Source organism: Butyrivibrio proteoclasticus P6B7 (assembly GCF_000622085.1).
GTDB classification, from domain to species: Bacteria; Bacillota; Clostridia; order Lachnospirales; family Lachnospiraceae; genus Butyrivibrio; species Butyrivibrio proteoclasticus_A.
On record NZ_JHWL01000010.1, the window covers coordinates 70,817 to 90,652 of the forward strand.

General features: G+C 45.5%; 14 protein-coding genes. 3 read left to right on the plus strand and 11 right to left on the minus strand.

Features of this window, described 5'->3' with window-relative positions; translation table 11 throughout:
• Positions 1–588: 588 nt before the first annotated feature.
• The 8 genes from T541_RS0108690 to uxuA all read right to left on the minus strand — a co-directional run bounded on the left by T541_RS0108690 (position 589) and on the right by uxuA (position 11,168).
• Positions 589–1,725 (minus strand): GtrA family protein, encoded by a 1,137-nt coding sequence (locus T541_RS0108690; RefSeq protein WP_026652354.1) that lies wholly within the window; start codon positions 1,723–1,725, stop codon positions 589–591.
• A gap of 108 nt (positions 1,726–1,833) precedes the next feature.
• Positions 1,834–3,816, minus strand: coding sequence for a hypothetical protein (locus T541_RS0108695; protein WP_155839485.1), 1,983 nt, complete (start codon positions 3,814–3,816; stop codon positions 1,834–1,836).
• Positions 3,817–3,846: 30 nt separating this feature from the next.
• Positions 3,847–4,992 carry an FAD:protein FMN transferase gene (locus T541_RS0108700; protein WP_026652356.1) on the minus strand — a complete coding sequence of 382 codons (1,146 nt, stop codon included), beginning with the start codon at positions 4,990–4,992 and terminating at the stop codon, positions 3,847–3,849.
• A gap of 121 nt (positions 4,993–5,113) precedes the next feature.
• A complete protein-coding gene (locus tag T541_RS0108705; protein ID WP_051538168.1) occupies positions 5,114–5,776 on the minus strand; it encodes a methionine ABC transporter permease in 663 nt (220 codons plus the stop codon).
• Positions 5,776–6,747 (minus strand): methionine ABC transporter ATP-binding protein, encoded by a 972-nt coding sequence (locus T541_RS0108710; protein ID WP_026652359.1) that lies wholly within the window; start codon positions 6,745–6,747, stop codon positions 5,776–5,778. The genes T541_RS0108705 and T541_RS0108710 overlap by 1 nt, the downstream gene beginning before the upstream one ends.
• A gap of 94 nt (positions 6,748–6,841) precedes the next feature.
• On the minus strand, positions 6,842–7,729 hold the full coding sequence (locus tag T541_RS0108715; protein ID WP_026652360.1) for a MetQ/NlpA family ABC transporter substrate-binding protein: 888 nt from the start codon (positions 7,727–7,729) through the stop codon (positions 6,842–6,844).
• A gap of 639 nt (positions 7,730–8,368) precedes the next feature.
• Positions 8,369–9,988, minus strand: a complete 1,620-nt coding sequence (locus tag T541_RS0108720) for a mannitol dehydrogenase family protein (RefSeq protein ID WP_026652361.1) — start codon at positions 9,986–9,988, stop codon at positions 8,369–8,371.
• Positions 9,989–10,091: 103 nt separating this feature from the next.
• Positions 10,092–11,168, minus strand: coding sequence for a mannonate dehydratase (gene uxuA, locus T541_RS0108725; RefSeq protein ID WP_026652362.1), 1,077 nt, complete (start codon positions 11,166–11,168; stop codon positions 10,092–10,094).
• A gap of 166 nt (positions 11,169–11,334) precedes the next feature.
• On the opposite strand from uxuA, the gene T541_RS19240 reads away from it, so the two are divergent.
• Complete coding sequence (locus tag T541_RS19240; RefSeq protein ID WP_242840768.1) at positions 11,335–12,207, plus strand: AraC family transcriptional regulator; 873 nt, start codon at positions 11,335–11,337, stop codon at positions 12,205–12,207.
• 106 nt (positions 12,208–12,313) lie between these two features.
• Here the strand turns inward: T541_RS19240 and T541_RS19245 are convergent, their stop codons facing one another.
• Positions 12,314–14,071: a hypothetical protein gene (locus tag T541_RS19245; protein ID WP_051538169.1), complete on the minus strand. Its 1,758-nt coding sequence runs from the start codon at positions 14,069–14,071 to the stop codon at positions 12,314–12,316.
• A gap of 1,078 nt (positions 14,072–15,149) precedes the next feature.
• Positions 15,150–16,496, minus strand: a complete 1,347-nt coding sequence (locus T541_RS0108745) for a hypothetical protein (RefSeq protein ID WP_026652364.1) — start codon at positions 16,494–16,496, stop codon at positions 15,150–15,152.
• A gap of 149 nt (positions 16,497–16,645) precedes the next feature.
• On the opposite strand from T541_RS0108745, the gene T541_RS0108750 reads away from it, so the two are divergent.
• Together T541_RS0108750 and T541_RS0108755 are read left to right on the plus strand one after the other, a co-directional pair.
• On the plus strand, positions 16,646–16,903 hold the full coding sequence (locus T541_RS0108750) for a type II toxin-antitoxin system Phd/YefM family antitoxin (RefSeq protein ID WP_026652365.1): 258 nt from the start codon (positions 16,646–16,648) through the stop codon (positions 16,901–16,903).
• On the plus strand, positions 16,893–17,222 hold the full coding sequence (locus T541_RS0108755) for a type II toxin-antitoxin system RelE/ParE family toxin (RefSeq protein WP_026652367.1): 330 nt from the start codon (positions 16,893–16,895) through the stop codon (positions 17,220–17,222). Before T541_RS0108750 ends, T541_RS0108755 begins: the two co-directional genes overlap by 11 nt.
• A gap of 70 nt (positions 17,223–17,292) precedes the next feature.
• Here the strand turns inward: T541_RS0108755 and T541_RS0108760 are convergent, their stop codons facing one another.
• Positions 17,293–19,836: a beta-mannosidase gene (locus tag T541_RS0108760; RefSeq protein WP_026652368.1), complete on the minus strand. Its 2,544-nt coding sequence runs from the start codon at positions 19,834–19,836 to the stop codon at positions 17,293–17,295.

Below are 19,836 nucleotides of genomic sequence, written 5' to 3' on the forward strand. Positions count from 1 at the left end.
AGCCGCGAGCTCATTGGCAGGCCTAATTTCAGAAAATCTTGATTTTAAGCCTGCTTTTTCCAGGAGCCACGAGCTCATTGGCAGGCCTAAATTCAGGAAATCTTGATTTTAAGCCTGCTTTTTCCAGGAGCCACGAGCTCATTGGCAGGCCTAAATTCAGGAAATCTTGATTTTAAGCCTGCTTTAAAACTACTCACTCACCAAAGGAAGAATCTCCTGCAATTCCTCTAAGCTAAGCTCTGTGTAATCGCACTCGTAGCCATTTTCTTTCATATATTTTTTTAATCATAGATGTAATATCTAATCGCGGAATCTCCGCCATTATTGTCCCAATCTATATATCCATCAATAGCAACCTTATTCTTCCGCCAGAATGAGGTCTGAATGTTTTTTGCTTTATTGATTGCCACCCTGAGCAGCCATGCGCGTATATGCTCTTTATTGTCAAAGCTCTTGTGTGTCTCCTTTTTAAGGCCTTATACTAATAGTACAATCCACCCGGACAAAAGGTTACAAAAAAAGAACTGCATTCCTCAAAAAGAAAAGCAGCTCTTTAGTCGCGCTATTATTGAAGGCCCCAAAGCCTCGTTAGTCTTTATAAACCAGTTCCCTCTGAACAAAGAAGCTCATAAAGAACAAAAGCACATCCACAGGAATCTTGACGAAAATCTCCAGAACCCCGGGAATAAAGCCGTGGAACATATCCACCAGCGTAGCGCTGAGGAACATAATGATCAGCGCCAAAGCAATGTACCTGACAGCCGCCTTTCGCTTGCTGCCCTTTCCCTTGAACACCACCTTGTAGTTCACCAGGAAGTTGTAAGTCGCAGAGACAACTCTGGCAATCACTGTAGACACAATGATATAGCTCACTGCCATTGGGACATTTCTTGTCATATTGCAGGCCAGCATGAACATCAAGGCGTCCACAACAGATGATGACAGGGATGAAAAGATAAACTTAAAGAACACCGCATAGATCATGGCTGAATCCCTGATGGGATTGAAGTGAGTCCCTGTGTTGCCCTCCAGGTAAATGGTCCTGATAGGCACCTCTACTATGCTGATTCCCAGGTCCTTTGTGGCCAACAGCATGTTGGTCTCGAACTCGAATCTTTCTCCCTTTTCTGTCAAAAGAAATTTCATAAACTCCCTGGTTATGCCGCGAAGCCCGGTCTGGGTGTCACTTATCGAAAGCCCCACCAGGATCTTCATGACACGGGAAGTTGTCTTATTACCAAAGCTGGATTTAAGAGGAACATCAGACTGATTAAAGTCTCTGCAGCCCAGAACCAGTGCTCCGTACTGGATTTCTGATTCAGTAGATTCACTATCTGATTCATCAACTGATTTATCTGAATCACTAACTGATTCACTGAACCTATCAGGATTATCAATCAAAGCCTGAATACACTTCTTGATATCCTCGATGCTGTGCTGTCCGTCGGAGTCAGCAGTCACAACGCCCACAAGATCAGGCCACTCGTTAAGGCAGTAGTTAAAAGCAGTCTTGAGGCCGCGTCCCTTACCCATGTTCACTGCGTGATCAAGGACTGCTGCCCCTAGCTCTTTTACCCTGTTAAAAATGTAGCCATACTGGGCCCTGTCAGAGCCGTCGTTCACAACCACCAGCGGCCCCATATTCTCACTATTAAGATTCTCAACCAGCCCAATGAGCTTGTCGTCTGGCTCGTAGGCCGGAATCACAATTGGAATTATCCCCATAATCTCCCTCATATAAAATTGCTAATTATCTGATTATATCTATACTGATTTGCAAACTCTCAAATCATTTCATTACATCTCACTGCTAATCAGTCTACTATTCACTGATCACTTCGTAACCAGCTCAACGCCGTTTCCCACGTAGTTCACCGCATACACGCATCCGCTCTGGTACTGCTCGCCAGCCATCAAAGGCTGGAACAGCTCGCAGGATGCGCCGTCGTAGTCAAGGACGTAAACGTAGCTTGCATGACTTGATTTTATCATATTTGCGATAGTCTCAGAAGTATCTTCTTCAGCCTTGTAGGTTCCGTACACAAGGGCCACAGGACAGGCTTCCTTACTGGTGTAGGCGTCGTGGACCCAGGTATAAGTGTGACCGTCCCTGACTACAAGGACTCGCTGGCCCCATAGCTCTTTTGACTGAAGGGCTGAAACGATGGTTCGGCCCTCATCTCCCACCATGTCTGCAACGTAGGCCTGATTCTCCGCCACCGCATCCCTGTAGGAAAAGAGATACTTATGGACGCCGGTATAGTTGGCAGTAAACAGGATCAGAACTGCGATCACCACTACAGCCAGACTATGACTGCGACTTTCCTTGGTCTCTGCGGCGCCATCACTTCTAAGCGCAATTCCGATAAGAAGAAATGTCATGCCCAGAGTGAAGGGACAGCCGTACCTTCCAAGAGAATTGGCCATGGCAAAGGCATCCAGATACTGATCCTCCGTCTGGAAGATGGTCACGTGGGCCAGGAAGATAATGCCGTAGGTCAGAAGGAACGTCACCAGCGCGTACACTAGGAGCTTCACGTACTCCCGAGCGCTCACAAGCTTCCTTCTATAGATAATGTAGAGCAGGATGAAAAGAGCTATCACCGCTGCGCCAGTGGAAATGTCCAGCGTTATGTTATGATCCGCGTGTATCGGCATGGTAAAGAAGCCCTGCACGAAATATTTGAATTTGTCCATGGCGTTCTGAGGCATGGTAACCCCGGACTTGGCCATTTTAAGGCCTGCGCCAGTGAGCTTAGCCACGCGCCTGTTAAGGAAGCAGAACACAAGCCAGCTTCCGTAGGCACCCGCTGGAAGCGCGATGGCTCCGATAATCTTCTTGGAACCATCCCCCATGACAAAGTAGAAAGCCAGCGCAAAGATGGCCCACTCAATAGCCGCGGACTTGGTTAGAAGCATAGTCGCTGTGTAGAAGGCGATTCTTCCATAGTAAAAGAGACTGCTCTTGTCCTTCTTGTCCCAGATTGCATAAAGAAGATTGCCGAAAAGAATGGCCATTGTCACATCCGCAGGAGTTCCATAGTAGATGATTCCACTAAACACGCCAGGGAGAAGCATGATTGCTGTGAAGAATACAATGAAAAGTATTGTCTTCATTGGAGTGTTTGAGAAGAGCTTGGTAATGCAATTGTTGTCTGCGGTGCTCTTGTTAGCTGAAGTGTGCTTACTATCTTCATCACAATTCTTGTCTTTCACACTGAAGATGGCTTCTCTTCCAAGGCCCACCAGTGGTAAAAGAAATACCGCGTTCATAGTAAAGTACCCTGCAAACTGCAGAGATTCTTTGTAAACGCTAGGCGAAAGCTGCAGGAAAATCCACTTGAATATTGATGTTGCAGGCGGATAATCTCCAAACTCCGGAGATACGTTGCCGTACTTGCCTGGGAAGCCCTTTAGGAAAAAGAGCTGTTTAGCATCAGAGGACCAGAAGTTGATGTCATCCCACCAGGTGAAAACCTGGCTGGAAGTGAGGCTGGTCACTGCGATGATTAGAAGTGTAAATAGAATCAGAGTTGATAAACCTGCAGAAATCAGGCCTTGTGAGGAGCTATTGCCGGTTGCTGATGCCATGGAGCCATGTCGATACATGGTAAAGATAGCGGCCCCGATTCCCACAATGATAAGCGCTGCCAGGATAGTTATCCACCCCATGCGGCCCATGATTGCAAGAACATATAATATGAGCATCATAAGAGAAGCCGCCAAGGGCAGCGTAGTCTCGATATTCTCCCTAGTCTTGAAGACTAGAAGAGCTGTAATTGTAAGGGTTGCTAGAATTATTAGTGTAAATGTCATGTGGATATTGATTCCTTGGTATAAATGTTGTTATGAAATAATGTAAATTGAAGTGCTGTAGTACTCAGAAGAAAGGCTGAACCTGTCCTCAAGGCCCGGGGTGATGTAGGCTTTGCCATCTTCTGTAATAAACACTGCGTCAAAGTCAGGGAAATCCCTGTAGTAGTCAATGGCCGCCGGATACCCCATTACGAAAAGAGCTGTAGACAAGGCATCACAGACAAGACCGTCCTTTCCAACTATAGTAACGCTGACAAGGCCGTTCTTGGCTGGTTTTCCGGTGGATGGATCTAAGATGTGCCAGTAAGTCTCGCCATCTTGTTCAAAGTATCTCTCATAGCCGCCAGAAGTTACGATAGCTTCATCAGTTGCATCAATCACTCCAAACACGCCAGTCTTGGAATCCTCAAAGGGGCTCTTGATGGCCACCTTCCAGGGCTTGCCATCTGGCTTATTGCCGATGCACTGCACGTTGCCTCCAAGGTTGATGAGGCCACTTGTTACACCGTTTGCTTTGAAGTAGTCTGCAAGCATAGTTCCTGTGTATCCCTTAACCACGCTACCCAGATCAATCTGGTAGCCAGCTGGAATTGAAATAGTATATGTTGAACTATCTGTAGTACTGGAATTTATCTGTGAGTTTGCTGGTGCTATTGTTTCTGAATTAGTCGACGAATTTGCAGGTGATATAGTTTCTGCGCTAGTCTGCTCTGTAGCCACAACACGAGAGAAATCCACGTTCTGCAAGAGTTCCTGCAACTCCGCTTCTGCAGGCACTCTGTACTCATCCCCAGTAAACCCCCATGCTTTCAGCACAGGATATATGGTGATGTCCAAGGCTCCACCAGTTCTATCGCACATGTTGAGAGCTCTGGTCACGATGTCGTAAGTCTCCTTTGATACAGAAGCGCTCCCATTTGCGTTCACCTGGTAGATCTCGCTGGTCTCCTTTGTTACAGACAACATGTCCTCAAGCCCACGGATTTTCTGCTCCGCCTCTGTCAAAAGAGCTTCATCTCCCGCTATCTGGATATCCATAACCGTATCCATGGCAAAGAGCTGTGTCTCACTGAGCTTTTGACCTGGCGTTAGCGAGCAACCTGTGGTGAAGAGCATTATCTGCAACGACAATCCTATCGCTATAAACTTGTTTAAGCTTGAATTTACTAGTTTCATACAAGTGCTATTTTACACTAAAATCGCACTGTTGGGGAGTCAGTGGGGACGGTCCTAGTTAACTTAAAAAGGAGTCAATGAGAACCGTCCCCATTGACTCCGTCCCCATTGACTCCAAATCTTATCTAAGCTTCTTGTACATATAGTTTCCAAGCATCTGAACGCCCTGAACGAAAATAATCAGAATCACAGAACAGATAAACAGGATCTGTGGATTGTACATTCTAAATCCGAAACGGATGGCCACGTCACCGATTCCACCGCCGCCAACGTCGCCGGCCATTGCTGAATATCCAACAAGTGAAATGATCAAAAGCACGATACCGTTCAGCATACGAGGAATTGATTCCTTGATGTAAACTCTCATGATGATCTGGAAGTTGGATGCACCAAAGGACTTGGCCGCCTCGATAACGCCGTGGTCCGTTTCCCTAAGGCTTGTCTCAAAAATCCTTGCAATAAAAGGAATTGCAGAAACAGTAAGTGGAACAATAACACCCTTAACTCCAAGGTAAGTGCCAGCCACAAACTGTGTGAACGGAATAATTACAACCAGCAAAATAATGAATGGGAAGCTTCTGAACAGGTTGATGATAAAGCTCAGAACCTCATACACGATCTTGTTAGGCTTAAGTCCGTCTGGAGCTGTAAGTGTCAGGATAATAGCTGGAATAAATCCGATGACAACTGAGAAAAACGCTGACGCAAAAACCATTATCATTGTCTTTCCAAATTCTTCAAAAATAAAACCATACTGATCAAAAAAAGGTGTAAAAACGCCCATTACTTAAGCACCTCCCATGTAACATTCTTGGAATCAAGGAAAGCACAGGCTTTCTCAAGATCTTTTTCCTCCATATTAAGAACAAGGCTTCCGTACACATCCTCTCTGAAGTCCTCAAGCTTAGCCCAGCAGATGTTGAAATCTGTATTGAGCTCGTGAGCCATCTGAGTTACGATAGGGCGCTGATTGCCCTCTCCAAAGAAAAAGAGCTTAAGATTTACGCCGGTAGTTGGAAGCTTGTCGCTCTCTTCTCTAAGGAAGTCTCTGATCTCAAGCTCCTTAGGCCATACAAAGAGCTTCTCAGGATTGCCCACAGCCAGCATCTTGCCGTGGCTAAGAAATGCCACCTTCTGACAGATCTGCTTAACAACCTCCATCTGATGTGTGACCATAACAATGGTGATGCCCATTTCCTTATTGATCTTTTGCAAAAGAGCTAAGATACCCTTGGTAATTTCTGGATCCAGGGCACTTGTTGCCTCGTCGCAAAGAAGGATCTTAGGGTCAAGAACAAGAGCTCTCGCGATAGCTACTCTCTGCTTCTGACCGCCGGAAAGTTCGCGAGGCTTTGAATGAAGCTTATCTTCAAGTCCTACAAGCTTTATGAGCTTAAGAATTTTCTCTTTCGACTCTTTAGATTTAGTATTGATGCCCCAGAACTTCATAGGAAGGGCAACGTTTTCATAGACATCAAGTCTTTCCAGAAGGTTGAAGCTCTGGAAGATCATGCCCATGTTTCTCTGAAGAAGTCGTAAGTTCTTTTTATCATTAGTATCTACAGGCTGTCCATCCACAGAAATAAGACCGCTGTCATAGGTCTCAAGACCGTTGATGCATCTAAGGAGTGTACTCTTACCGGCGCCACTTTGTCCGATAATTCCAAAGATCTCACCATCATTGATCTCAAGAGATATGTCTTTTAACACTTCTGTGTCCTGAAAGGATTTTGCTACATTTTCGATTTTAATCATTATCTTTTCTACCTAATATAAAAAATGTGGGTGCCATAAATTGACACCCACTATAATACCTTTATTTGTTATTTTAGACAAATCTAAATTTAATTTAATTCTGAGGTCCGATGAATGCTGGGATTACAGCTCCCTTATATGTTTCTTCAATGTACTGCTTAACTTCGTCTGACTGAAGAGCCTTAACAAGGGCCTGGATCTTAACTGAATTCTCGTTGCCCTGCTTAACTACTAAGAAGTTAGTTCTTTTAACAGTTGTCTCTTCTGTGAACTCCTCGATCTCAAGCGCTGGATGTGAAGATGGAAGGTCTGATGCAAGTGCATAGTTACCATTGATTACAGCGATATCAAGATCTGAAAGTGAACGTGGAAGGTTAGCAGCGTCAAGAGGTGTGATCTCATAGCCATGAGGATTAGCCTCTGCGTCTTTTGTAAGTGAAGACTCTGTGTAAGTAGCATCCTCGCCGTACTGGCCCTTTGAAACCAAAACACCCTTCTGAATAAGAACGTCAAGAGCTCTTGAAGCATTATCTGGATCGTTAGGAATACCGATCTTAGCGCCATCTGGAAGCTCAGAAAGTGAAGTGTACTTCTCTGAATAGATGCCCATTGGCTCGATGTGTACGCCAGCAACTGTTGCAAGGTGAAGACCTGCGTCCTCGTTCTGCTGGTTCATGTAGCCAAGAGTCTGGAAATAGTTAGCATCAAGTTCGCCTGACTCAAGGGCCTTATTAGGAATTACATAATCTGTGAAGGTAACAACCTCAAGTTCATAACCTTCCTCTGCAAGAATTCCCTTAACTACGTCATTAAGGATCTGTGCATGTGGAACATCGGTTGCTCCAACTGTGATCTTCTTATCATTGTCGTCAACTGTCTGTGTGCCAACTGCTGCCTTGCCTGCGTTGTTGCCGCAGCCTGTAAGTGCAGTAAACGCAAGAGTTGCTGCAAGAATTAAGCTTGTAAATACTCTCTTTTTCATAGTAACTTTTCCTCCTCGTAACGAGATTCCGTAGATTATTAAATGTACCAGACATCTCTAGAATATCTATATTTGCTGCATGATATCGACTAATCGTTCTACATAAATCTACGTGAATTATCGTTTTCTTTTATCTGAAAATGATTATACTAGAGACTTTGCAAAATAGAAATACCAATTATCTGTACGCTGGCGATAAGTAAAGGTTGTATGTGCTGTAATTTTGAATTTGCTATGAGTTTGAATTTGCTGTAAATCATGGTTTGCGGATAAAAAAGCGCATGATAGATGTCTTATCCGCACAGACCACGAAAGCCTTATTGCAAGCCATATTAGTGTAAGTAAATCCGGGTGGTTAGGGGGCCTTGGGGCTGCCATGGCTTTACCAATGTGAGGCATTTGCACGAGTCGATGAGTTACACGGTGAAATATCAGAAAAATAGCGAGTGCTCTGAACGACTGTGAAATGAGCTATTTTTCTGATATAAACCGATGTAAGTCACGACAAGGAAACGCGAACATTGGTAAAGCCATGGCAGCCCCAGGGACCACAACCGCCCGAATCTACATTCCTATAAATAGCCTGCAAAAAGCCCCCTGGCGGGGCCAGAGGGCTGATGTGTCGCTCGATATAGGTGATTAGTCGCAGTACTTCTGCAAGGTCTTGCGGACTGCGCCAATTCCTGCGATAAGCTCCATGAAGTAGCCGATGATCTTATCAGAAAGACCTGCTTCCTCAAGGTCAACAGCGAAGATGCTCTTGTCCTTAAGAAGTGGCATTACTTCTGCGCGAACCTTGGCTTCATCGGTTTCGCCAAGGGCGATGTTCTTAACAAAAGCGCGTGAGCTGTCAAGACGTGGGTCTGGGCTTGGCTCGAAAGCTTCACCGTTGTCGTTAACTCCCATGAGGTAACGAAGCCAGCCTGCGTGAACCAGCGGAATGAAGTTTAGCTCTTTTACGTCAAGCTCTGAAGAAGCCATATAAGCCTTGATGGTCTCGCCAAAGCGGATGCCCAGCTTCTGTGAAGTGTCTGTAGCGATACGCTGTGGTGTATCAGGCATGAATACGTTAGGGATTCTAACGTTAACTACTGTGTCGATAAACTCTGAAGGCTTGATTACGCCTGGGTCTGTAACAACTGGAAGGCCCTCAACGTAGCCAATTTTCTCAACGAGGGCGTGGAGCTCTTTATCCTTCATCTCGTCTGAGATCTTCTCAAAGCCAAGAACGCAGCCATATACAGCAAGGGCTGTGTGGAGCGGATTAAGGCAGGTGCAGACTTTCATGCGCTCAACCTTATCAACGGTCTCCTTGTCAGTGAAGATGACGCCAACCTTCTCAAGAGCTGGTCTTCCGTTAGGGAACTTGTCCTCGATTACCAGATACTCGCTCTCCTCGGCGTTAACAAATGGTGCAACCCAGGTCTTCATTGAAGTTACAACAGGCTCAAGCTCTTCAACGCCGTCCTTCTTGAGGATCTCGTTAACTGAGTCGTCTGGTCTAGGTGTGATCTTGTCGATCATTGACCATGGGAAGCTAACCTTGCTCTCATCCTTGATGTAGGAAAGGAAGCCAGCCTCAGCCTTGCCATTCTCTTTCCATGCCTTTGCGAAGGCCTCAACTGCTGCGAAGAGCTTGTCCCCGTTGTGGGAGCAGTTGTCTGTGCTGACCATGGCAATTTTCTTTTCACCGGCTTTGAATCTTGCATACAAAAGAGCTGTCACCTTACCGATATAGCTCTTTGGCTTAGCTGGGCCATTTGCGAAGTCCTCTTCAACTGCAGGGAGTGTCTCACCCTTGGCGTTTACAAGGCTGTAGCCCTTCTCAGTGATTGTAAATGTGGCAAGCTGAAGTGAATCAGCGGAAAAGATCTCTTTTAACCTGTCAAACTCCTCTGGGCGGTCGGAGTCAAGGATGCAGGACTCAGCAATGCTGGAGATCACTGACTTCTCAACGGAGCCGTCTGCCTTAAGGGTTACCAGAAGTGAAAGGTTGTCGTGTGGTCTGTACATCTTCTCGATGATCTCGTAGTCAAAGCCCTCAACAACTGTAAGGCCCTGGACTGCGCTGCCCTCCTCCAGCATTCTCTGGGAGAGGTTGGCCTGGAAGGCTCTGAAGATGTTGCCGGCGCCAAAGTGAACCCACTGAGGATTCTTCTTGGTCTCAGCGATCATCTTGTCTCTGTCAAAAGAGGGAACGAAGTAGCCCTTCTCTTTCCAGGTGTTATCTGTGTATACGCTTGATGCATTTAATTTCATTGTTATTCTCCCTTATTGATATATTAAGCGGAGGTTCTGATCTCGCAACAAGTTGCTCGCCAGAACACGCTCACACTAGACTCAAAAATACTTCGTCAAGTGTTCACAGCCCTCTCTGATGAGATTTCTCAATTGCTTCCCAAAGTCCGTTGATGTATGTTGCGCCAAGGGCTCTGTCATAGAGGCCGTAGCCAGGCATTGCAACTTCGCCCCAGATCATGCGGCCGTGGTCAGGACGGATAGGTCCGTCAAAGCCAGTCTCATAGAGGGCCTTAACGATCTCGTACATATCGAAGGTTCCGTCTGCTGAAAGGTGCGCAGCCTCCTCGAAGTTAGTAGGAGAGATGAACTTAAGGTTACGAACGTGTGCGAAGTGGATTCTTCCCTCTAAAGCTCTGATCATGTGTGGAAGGTCGTTCTCAAGGCTTGTGCCGTAGGAACCTGAGCAGAAGGTAACGCCGTTGTGCACGTCGTCAACAGCCTTCATGAGCTTTAAGATATTCTTTTCATTGTTGATAATTCTTGGAAGGCCAAATACTGACCAGGCTGGATCATCAGGGTGGATGGCCATCTTGATGTCGTACTTATTACAAACAGGCATGATTGCCTTAAGGAAATAAACAATGTTCTCAAAGAGCTTGTCTTCATCGATGTCTTTGTATAGTTCAAACAGCTCTTTTACGTGAGCCATTCTCTCTGGCTCCCAACCAGGCATAACTGTGCCGTTCATCTCGCCAGAAATTGACTCGAACATCTTCTCAGGGTCGATGGCGTCAATTGCTTCCTGGGTGTAGGCAAGTACTGTGGAGCCGTCAGCTCTTTTACGAGCAAGCTCAGATCTGGTCCAGTCAAAAACAGGCATGAAGTTGTAGCATACCATGTGGATGTCTTCTTTACCAAGGTTCTCGAGGGTCTTGATGTAGTTATCGATGTGCTCGTCTCTCTCCTTGGAGCCGGTCTTGATGGCATCAGAAACGTTAACAGACTCGATACCAGCGATCTTAAGGCTCTCAGCCTCTACCTCCTTCTTGAGGGCTCTGATCTCGTCAAGCTCCCAGAGCTCACCAGCCTGCTTGTTGTAAAGAGTTGTGATAACTCCGTGCACGCCTGGGATCTGTCTGATCTGCCAGAGTTTAACTGTATCGTAATTGGTGCCATACCAGCGAAGTGTCATTTCCATAATCTATTTCCCTCCAATAATGAAGCATTTTTCGTTTACACTATTAACTTTAATGATTTGTTCAGAAATATAGAATAGAATTACTTGTTGCCAAGTGTGCAAAACTTGTTATAAACTACTAGATATGAAAAACAAACTGAGATCATCCTTTAACACAAGACAATATATGCTTTCCTCGGACTTCGAGGTTTTCTATTATTCGGACAGGAATTTCACTGCAGTTCCGCCCCACGCCCACAATTACTATGAGTGTTATCTCTTTTTGGAGGGGGACATCACTATGGAAGTGGCTCTGGGAAAAGAGAAACCGACTAAGCATAAGATGGCGCCTGGCGATTTGATGCTGATTCCGCCTGGGGTTGACCACCATGCCATCATGGACAACCCAGACCAGAACTACCGCAGGTTCGTGTTCTGGATCAGCAAGGAGTGCTGCAACAGCCTCATGAACGAGTCGGTGGACTACATGTACCTGATTCAGAAGGCGGAGGCTTTCCACAATTACTTCTACCATCTGGCTCCGGCGGATCTCCACCTGGTTGAGTCAAGATTCCTGCGGCTTCTTGAGGAGATTTCCTCAGACCGCTACGGAAGCAGCGCCGCAAGACATTTGTGTTTGTGCGACCTGATTCTGACTATCAACAGAGTCATCTACGACGAAGACCACAAGAAGACTGGCACCGACGAGATATCTCTTTTCCAGAACATCATCTCCTACGTGGAGAGCAATCTGGAGGACACACTGTCCCTGGACGATATCGCAGGCCAGTTCTATGTTAGCAAGTATTACGTTGCCCACCTTTTCAAGGACACCCTGGGCATCTCGCTCCATCAGTACATAATTAAAAAACGCCTTGCCGAGTGCCGCGGCGCCATCACAAGTGGCGAGAGCATCAGCAAGACATATGAAAGATTCGGTTTCCGCGATTATTCAAGCTTCTTCAAGGCCTTCAAGAAGGAGTACGGCATGTCTCCCAAGGAGTATCAGGGAGTTTATGCTCGGTCTATTGAGAAGAAGGCGGAGAAGACAAATAAATAATATTTGTGCAGATGGTTATTGTAATAATCCACAGATGCAAAGATATGGATTACTGCAATAACCAATAAATATCTGAGTTGTTGACTGTTATTCTTGAACCCGTGAATTACTTGTGAATCCTGAACTCGTAGAATTCGCCTGGGTTAAGGATAAGGTCGCAGCTCTTTTCTTTTATTGAAGTAAAGTCCACACGGGCCTCTCCCGGAGTAAGGTCTAGCTCTTTTTCCTCGCCGAAATATCGTGATGCGAAGAGGTGAGTGATGCCTGCATTCTCATCCTGCAGATGGATGGTAGTGTGCACAGGATGGGCCTTTCCGGTTACGTGGGCGTACAGGATGAAGGTGTCGTTGTCGTAATGGAAGATTGACACGTTATTGCCTGTAACGTAGACGCCGCGGTAGTTGAACAGTGGCTTAACTGCGTCGTAGGCCCAGCTTGGGATGCGGGCAAGATCCGATGGATTCTCAGGAACGTTCAGAAGGTACATCTGGCCCTTGCCGTAGGTATCCTTAAGGAACAGTGTGGTGTGATACTCCCCTGCGCCGCCGTTTAGCAGAGACCATGACAGGTTGTTGGAGTGCTGCACATCTGCAAAAAGAACTGCTGGCACGTCCTCAAGGTAACCGGCCGGGTCGTCTGTCTTGTAATATCTTGTGACATTTAGCTTCCTGCCTGTCAGGTAGGCTGAGCTTAATTCTTCCCACTTCTCCTTATCTGCGTTCATGGCAAATCCAGTGGTGACGTAGGCTACGCCGCCTTTAAGCAGTAGCTCTTTTAACTTATCGAATATCTCCGGATCCTGAAGGGAGCTCTGGGTTAAAAGAACTTGCCCATTAGCAGGGAATACAGGTGTAGGGTTAAGGGCAAAGCCCTGCATGCCAAGAAAATCCTCGATGTGGTTCTCGCCCTGGGAAGCGTATGGGATGTAAGCCGGGATTCCTACTGGGTTTCCGGTCTTATCAAGCATCTTGTCAATTCTGCCAAGTTGAAGGCCAAGAGGAGTCACAAGCTTGTTGTCCACCAGGTCAGTCCACTGGAAAAGTGTGATTTCTTCTGGCTTTGCGAAGGCTGAGAGATAGCCCTGCTCCAGATAGTCGTCAATTGGCCAGCACTGATAAGTGTCAAACCAAGTGCCGTGGTTGCGGCCGTTTGAAGCTTCATCCATCCAGCGAACCAGACTGTAGCTAAGGTATGTAGGAAGGTGCTGGTCCTGATATGCGCTGGCTCTGGTCTCGGTGCCGGTGTAAACCATGTCAAATATATCCTTTTCCACGTCAGGTCTGTAGCCCGTTGCGTGATAGGACTCGCGCCAGTTAGGGAACTTGATGATCATCTTGATGCCTGGGTTGATCTTCTTGGCTGGGCCCACCACAAGATTCTCAGACACATCCTTCATAAGCTCTTTCCTAAACTCCACCCAGGTCTTGTCGCCCTTGGCCTTGAGGCAGTCCTCGCAGGTGCAGTTGGTGAAGTAGAAGTCGTCAAGGATCACCTCGTCGAACTGCTCAGCGCAGTACTCGGAGACTTTCTTGATGTAGTCGCGCATCTTCTTGTTGGTGTAGCAGAAGGTGCCAAAGAGCCTCTGTCTCTTCTTGTCTTCCTCATCGATGTCTGGAACCACAGTTGTGAAGCCGCCTGCCACCTCTACGTTCTTACTCTTGAAGAACTCAATAAACTGGGCCATCTTGTCCTTGTCCACCCAGTGGCCCTCTCTGTAGGGCTCCAGGTAGACCTTATCCAGGCCCACGTATTTCTCTATAAATTCATAGTGCTTCTTAAGTGCCTCCAGATCTATGCGCTCCAAGATCTGGGCCACGCAGTAGACTGTAAGCTTGAAGTTGTTGTAGTGTCTGATGTTTGCCATGGTTGTACCTCCGTTTATTCCTTATGCCTAATTCCTAGCATTTTGTGCGAGTGTAATAGCATCCCAAAAGACGATTCTCTGAGGAAATCCGTGTAGTCAATTATGATTATATAATGCCGATTGCACCGATGTTACACGATTTCTGTCATGTTTTGCCCTATTTTTGCTGTTTGAATTTTATGTTGCGGCTGTCTTGAAGTTATTCATGTTGTCTCAATTCTATTCTACGACTGCGGACGCCATCCTTGACGGCCGGGTGGCAGGGCGCTGCCACGTCTTTACCGATGGCGATAGACTCATGAGCAGCTGCTATCCAGCGCCATCAGTCGCTTCAGCGTAGCACCCTGCTTTGTGGTCATCAAGGACAAGCCCTGCCTTTGGCAGGGTGGCTAGCTGACCACCTCCGGCTCCAGATCTTTGAGCAGCTGGTGGTGACGGCGCTTGGGCGTTTGGGTACAGAGGCTTGTTTTGGCTTCTATGCCCAAAGGATTTCTATGACTTGAGGGTACAAAACCTCTTTTCCGCCATTTGTACCCTCTGCTTTGCTCTTGCTCGAGGGTACAATCCCTCATTTTAGCCATTTGTACCCTCATATTTTTCTTGCTCGAGGGTACAAAAGCCCATTTTGTCACTTTGTACCCTCCGCCTTGCTCCAGCATGGGGGTACAAACCATCATTTCTGCTATTTGTACCCTCGGCGGAATTCGGTACGCATCCTATATTCAAGACTTGGCGGATATGGGATGCATAAATTAGCGCCAAGCAGTAAAGATATGTTCTATATAAAGCAAAACACATCCTAATTACAGCAATCGCCATAATTAGGATGTGTAAATATACGCAATATAGGAATGTGATGAACTTCTAAGCGAAACCACGCATCCCAAAACACATTATCTTGTGAAACGGGATGCAATTTCTTCTTATCACCATTGGTTATTCAATACCACTGAAATCTTATCACCAATGATTTTTATCGCCACTGATTATCTATCGCCACTGACTATCTATCACCACTGATAATTCATCACCACTTATCATCTATCACCACTGACTATCAATTAATCATGAGCATCAATCACCCTCTATAGTATGGATTTATAAAGAGTGCATAGTCTACTGCACTTCTTGTGTTTTCGTCGTCCATGGGCTTGAATTTACTGTCAAATTCAGAACCGCCTTCGTTTCTATAAACCTGTTCGACATTTATTACCTGTTTGTTTTCATCAAGGAACAATACATTGATATCTCTAAGTTCATCTATTTCATGCTCAGTCTTGATGTTGAAGTTGAATACCAGGTCGCCGGATTCATCCTCTGCGCAATCATATGTAGCTGAATATGAAGTAGATTTCCAGTGGCTTGTTGCCTCTGATCTCATATCCATCCAGACAATTTCTCCTGTTGGAGTTCTATAGCCGTTCTCCACGATGTAGACAGCTGTGTTCATAGGGCCAAGATTCTGATATGAGATTTCAAATACATAGTCATCTGTGCCGGTAACATCCTTAGGATATCCCTTTAAAAACACTTCCTGATCAGTGTCGCCAATGTTAGTTATGCCAAGAACGATGTAGTGGGCATTTTCACACTTGTAAACAACCTCTGATACAACAATATTCTCCATTGGACTTGTAACCATGTACCAGTCAACCTTGTTGTAATCATTGTCCTGGGACTGGAGCTTAGCAAGAACATCATCTGAAACTTCCACTTTTCTCTCAATTGGAATAGTTCCGTTTTCAATGCTCTTAGCAAGATCTGACTGCTGGTCACGGGATGTAAACTCAGCTACTGTCTTTGTTTCAAGACCATCTTCAAGATGAATCTCTACACGGATATTGTTTTCATTCTCAACTGATTCAGTGTCATTCCCCCTAAAAATCAGCACGTATGAACCATCATCCACAATCTTGTAATACTCTTTTTCGTACTCAATGTAAAAGTAGTAGCATGTGTAGTCTCCGCTATGGATTACACGAACGCAATCCTTGTCCTTTATGCTATCTACATTATCACCATAGATAGCATAGTAGTCACCTTCATCAGAAAACCTTATTGGATGATTCATAAGAGCGAAATTATCATATTCACCATCCAAGCTTGCAAAGAACTCATGAGCAAGCTTTACTGCCTCATCACCTGTAACTTCGTCACCTTCAGATGGGTAGTCCTCCATAAAAGATTTGCCTTCATTACTAAGTGTAGCTGTAGAATCTTTATCCTTTGAAGAATCCTCTGTAGTGTTGTCATCTTCCTTATTTTCAGTCTTTGATGTTTCATCAGATGTAGTTTCCACAGTCTCCTCTGCAGAGCCACTTACATCCACATCTTTGTCTGAAGTCCCCTTACCACATGCACTTAATGTGAGTGTGCTTACAAGTAAAAAGGTCAAAAATATGCTGCATTTTGCCTTATTAAACATTTTTCATACCTCCAATTCATATACTTAATTCGAGAGTATATCATATATACCCACTCTTTCGCGCATTTTATGCTAAAAAGATTATTTTTTCTTTATTGAACCATGGCTAAATATAGTATATAATTTAGCCACAGAAAGGAGCGTGTATTATGCAAATAGTTCCGATGAGAGATCTTAAAAACACAGTAGAAATCGAACGTTTATGTTCAGAATCCGGTGAACCAGTATTTGTCACAAAGAACGGATACGGCAGGCTTGTAGTAATGGACATCGACTATTACGAGCGTACCATGCGCAAAATTGATGAGGCGCATTTGGTCAATAAAGGTATTGAAGACTACGAAACAGGTCGTGTTGTTGATGGAAAAAAAACTTTGAAGAAATTGAGGGAGAAACATGGCATCTAAAGGATATGATTTTGTACTAACTTTAGCTGCTGAAACCGATATTGATGAAGCCATCACATATATTTCTGAATTTTTAGATAATCCAGATGCTGCTTCAAACCTAGCTGATGAACTAGAGTCACAATTAGAAGAAATATGTAAAAATCCCAAAACCGGAAGAATTATAGAAAACGAGTTTCTAAGAAGAAATGACGTCAGACGTTTTCTTGTAAAAAACTACATAGCCTATTACATAATCGATGAAGATAACAAAACTATAGTAGTCTTAAGATTTGTTTACGGAAAATGTGACCAGGACCCGATAGTTAAAGGACTTTAAAAAAACTCTGTCTCTCGCATGAGAGGCAGAGTTTTTATCATTTTTATAATTACCTGGTATTGTACAATAATTACCTAATATCATAGACACTTCTAAGTCTCAACTTGCTCACATCTCCAGAGATAACCTCCACAGTCTTGCTGTCACCGTTGAGATCGAAGTAGTTATCTGAAAGAATAAGGTCTTCGTTCTCGTTGAGAATCTCGACACCGCGGGCATAAGCACTGGAGCTTACTGTGATCTTGTTGCCATCCACAACGGCTGCAAGCTTAGGATTTTCATACTTGAAGTACTTAGGCATTGTGAAAAGAACTGTTCCAGAAGAAACCACTTCACCGCCAACCACTGCCTCGTAGCTTACGTAATCCTCAAATCTGTCAGCATCGTCAAAGCGGTACTCCCCAGTCCAAACGCTGGAAAGAGCTGGAACTGAAAGTTCTTCAGAACCTTCTCTAATCACTTCACCGCTAGCCTTTCTAAGAGCCCACTTAAGAGTAGCCTTCACGTCCCTTCTAGTCTCGTTGGCAATGCTGAACTTAGCGCTCATGTCAATCTCTCTTGGAAGCCAGTTAAGCTGCATAGTATTAGTCATCTCGCCCTGTTCCTCACAGGAAACAAGGATAGGAGCGAAGAATCTCTTTTCCGCATAATGAAGAGCCTTAAGTCTTCCGCTGTAGTCGATACTTGACCAGGAAGCTACAGGCCAGCAGTCATTGAGCTGCCAAACCACAGCGCCCATGCAGCGTCCACGGTTACGTCTAAAGTGCTCAACGCCGTATCTGATAGCATCTGCCTGAAGCATCTGGGAAGCATAGATAAATGTGCTAAAGTCAGATGGATAGCGGTAAGTCTGCTGCATGTAGTTCATGATCTTACCGTTGGCAGCGCCGTTACGCTGGTGCTTTTCCATAATGTATGAGAAAGGATTCATATCCTCTTCATTGTCAGTGAAGGTCTCGATGGTCTTCATTGAAGGGAAAGCCTGGAAACCAAACTCAGACAGGAATCTGAAGTGGAACTTCCTGTACTCAGAAAATGGCTTGTTGCCATGCCAAACATCCCAGTAATGGACGTCGCCTCTGTTCTCGTCGTTAGGCTCATCGAAGGCTCCCCCTGAAGAAGGTGAAGCTGGCCAATAAGTAACGTATGGCGCATACTCCTTCATCATCTTAGGAAGGATGTACTCGTACATGATAGTGTAGTCGTGGGCTTCAGAAGGCTTACTTACCCAAACGCCCTGCTTAACGAACATCTCCATCTCGTTGTTACCACACATAAGTCCAAGAGACGCGTGGTGACGGAGCCTGATGATGTTGTCTCTGATCTCATGTCTGATATTATCTTCAAAATCAGTGGTCAGGTCATACACAGCGCAGGCGAACATGAAGTCCTCCCAAACCAGGATTCCCAGCTCGTCGCAGATATCAAAGAAGTAATCCTCAGGATAGTAGCCGCCGCCCCAGACTCTGATTGAGTTGTGGTTAGCAAAGGCCGCCTTCTCAAGAAGCTTTCTGGTAACGCTATCGTTAACCCTGCCTAGAAGGTGATCCTCAGGGATGTAATCCGCACCCATGGAGAAAATCTTCACACCGTTAATAACGAAGCAGAACTCATTGCCCCACTGATCTGCAGCAGTGCTGAGCTCGCTCCTCCTAAGACCAATCCTGCGGCTCCAGGAATCAAGCTCTTTTCCGCTCTCGTCCTTAAGTACAACCTCCACGCTATAGAGAGGGTGCTGGCCATAGCCGTTAGGCCACCAGAGCTTAGGGTTTGTAATAGTCATGTCAAAAGAGCTATCTCTTTTACCATCAAAAGTGCGAGACTGACTTGTTCCATCTGGCGCAGTTACTGTAACTTCATATATATAGTTCTCGTTAACCCAGTCTGCAGCAAGCTTCTTGCCACCAACTGTCATTCCATTAAAAACTGCAATATCCTCACGGTCTGAAGCAGTAAGATATGGAGCAAAGGTAAGAGTAACCTCTCCGCTCTCATTGCCGTCCTTGTCAATCACAACCTTAGAGTGATCCTGGAAAATATTAACGCTCTCAAGCCTTGCCTTATCAAAGCAAAGAAGAGTTACAGGTCTGTAGATTCCTGCATCTGGAAGATGTGCGCCCCAGTCCCAGCCAAACATGCAGTGTGCCTTTCTAATGTGCACAAATCCTGGCATCGCATCCTCAGTTCCTCTTGTAGGCGCCTTAGCGTAGGCCTCCTCAATGAACTTTGTTGGTGAATGGAAAAGAACTTTCAATTCGTTCTCGTCCTTCAATAGCTCTTTTACGTCAAACTCCCATACCCTGTGCATGTTGTTGGTGCTGCCAAGAAGCTGACCGTTCAGCGTAACGTCAGCTAGTGTATCAAGGCCATCGAATCTAAGAAGCACAAACTCAGAAGCGCCCGCCTCTGCTGGCTTTTTGAAACTACAAACATACTCATAGTCGTTGTCCATGAGCTTTAACGCCTTGTCCTCATTGTCCTTCCAGAAAGGATCCTCCATCTTGCCTTCGCGCAGAAGGTCTGTGTACACAGATCCAGGAACCACAGCGTTTATCTGCTCTGCATCCCCAGCCTTTCCCATTTTCCAATTTTCTTTTAACTCGTACTTGTACAT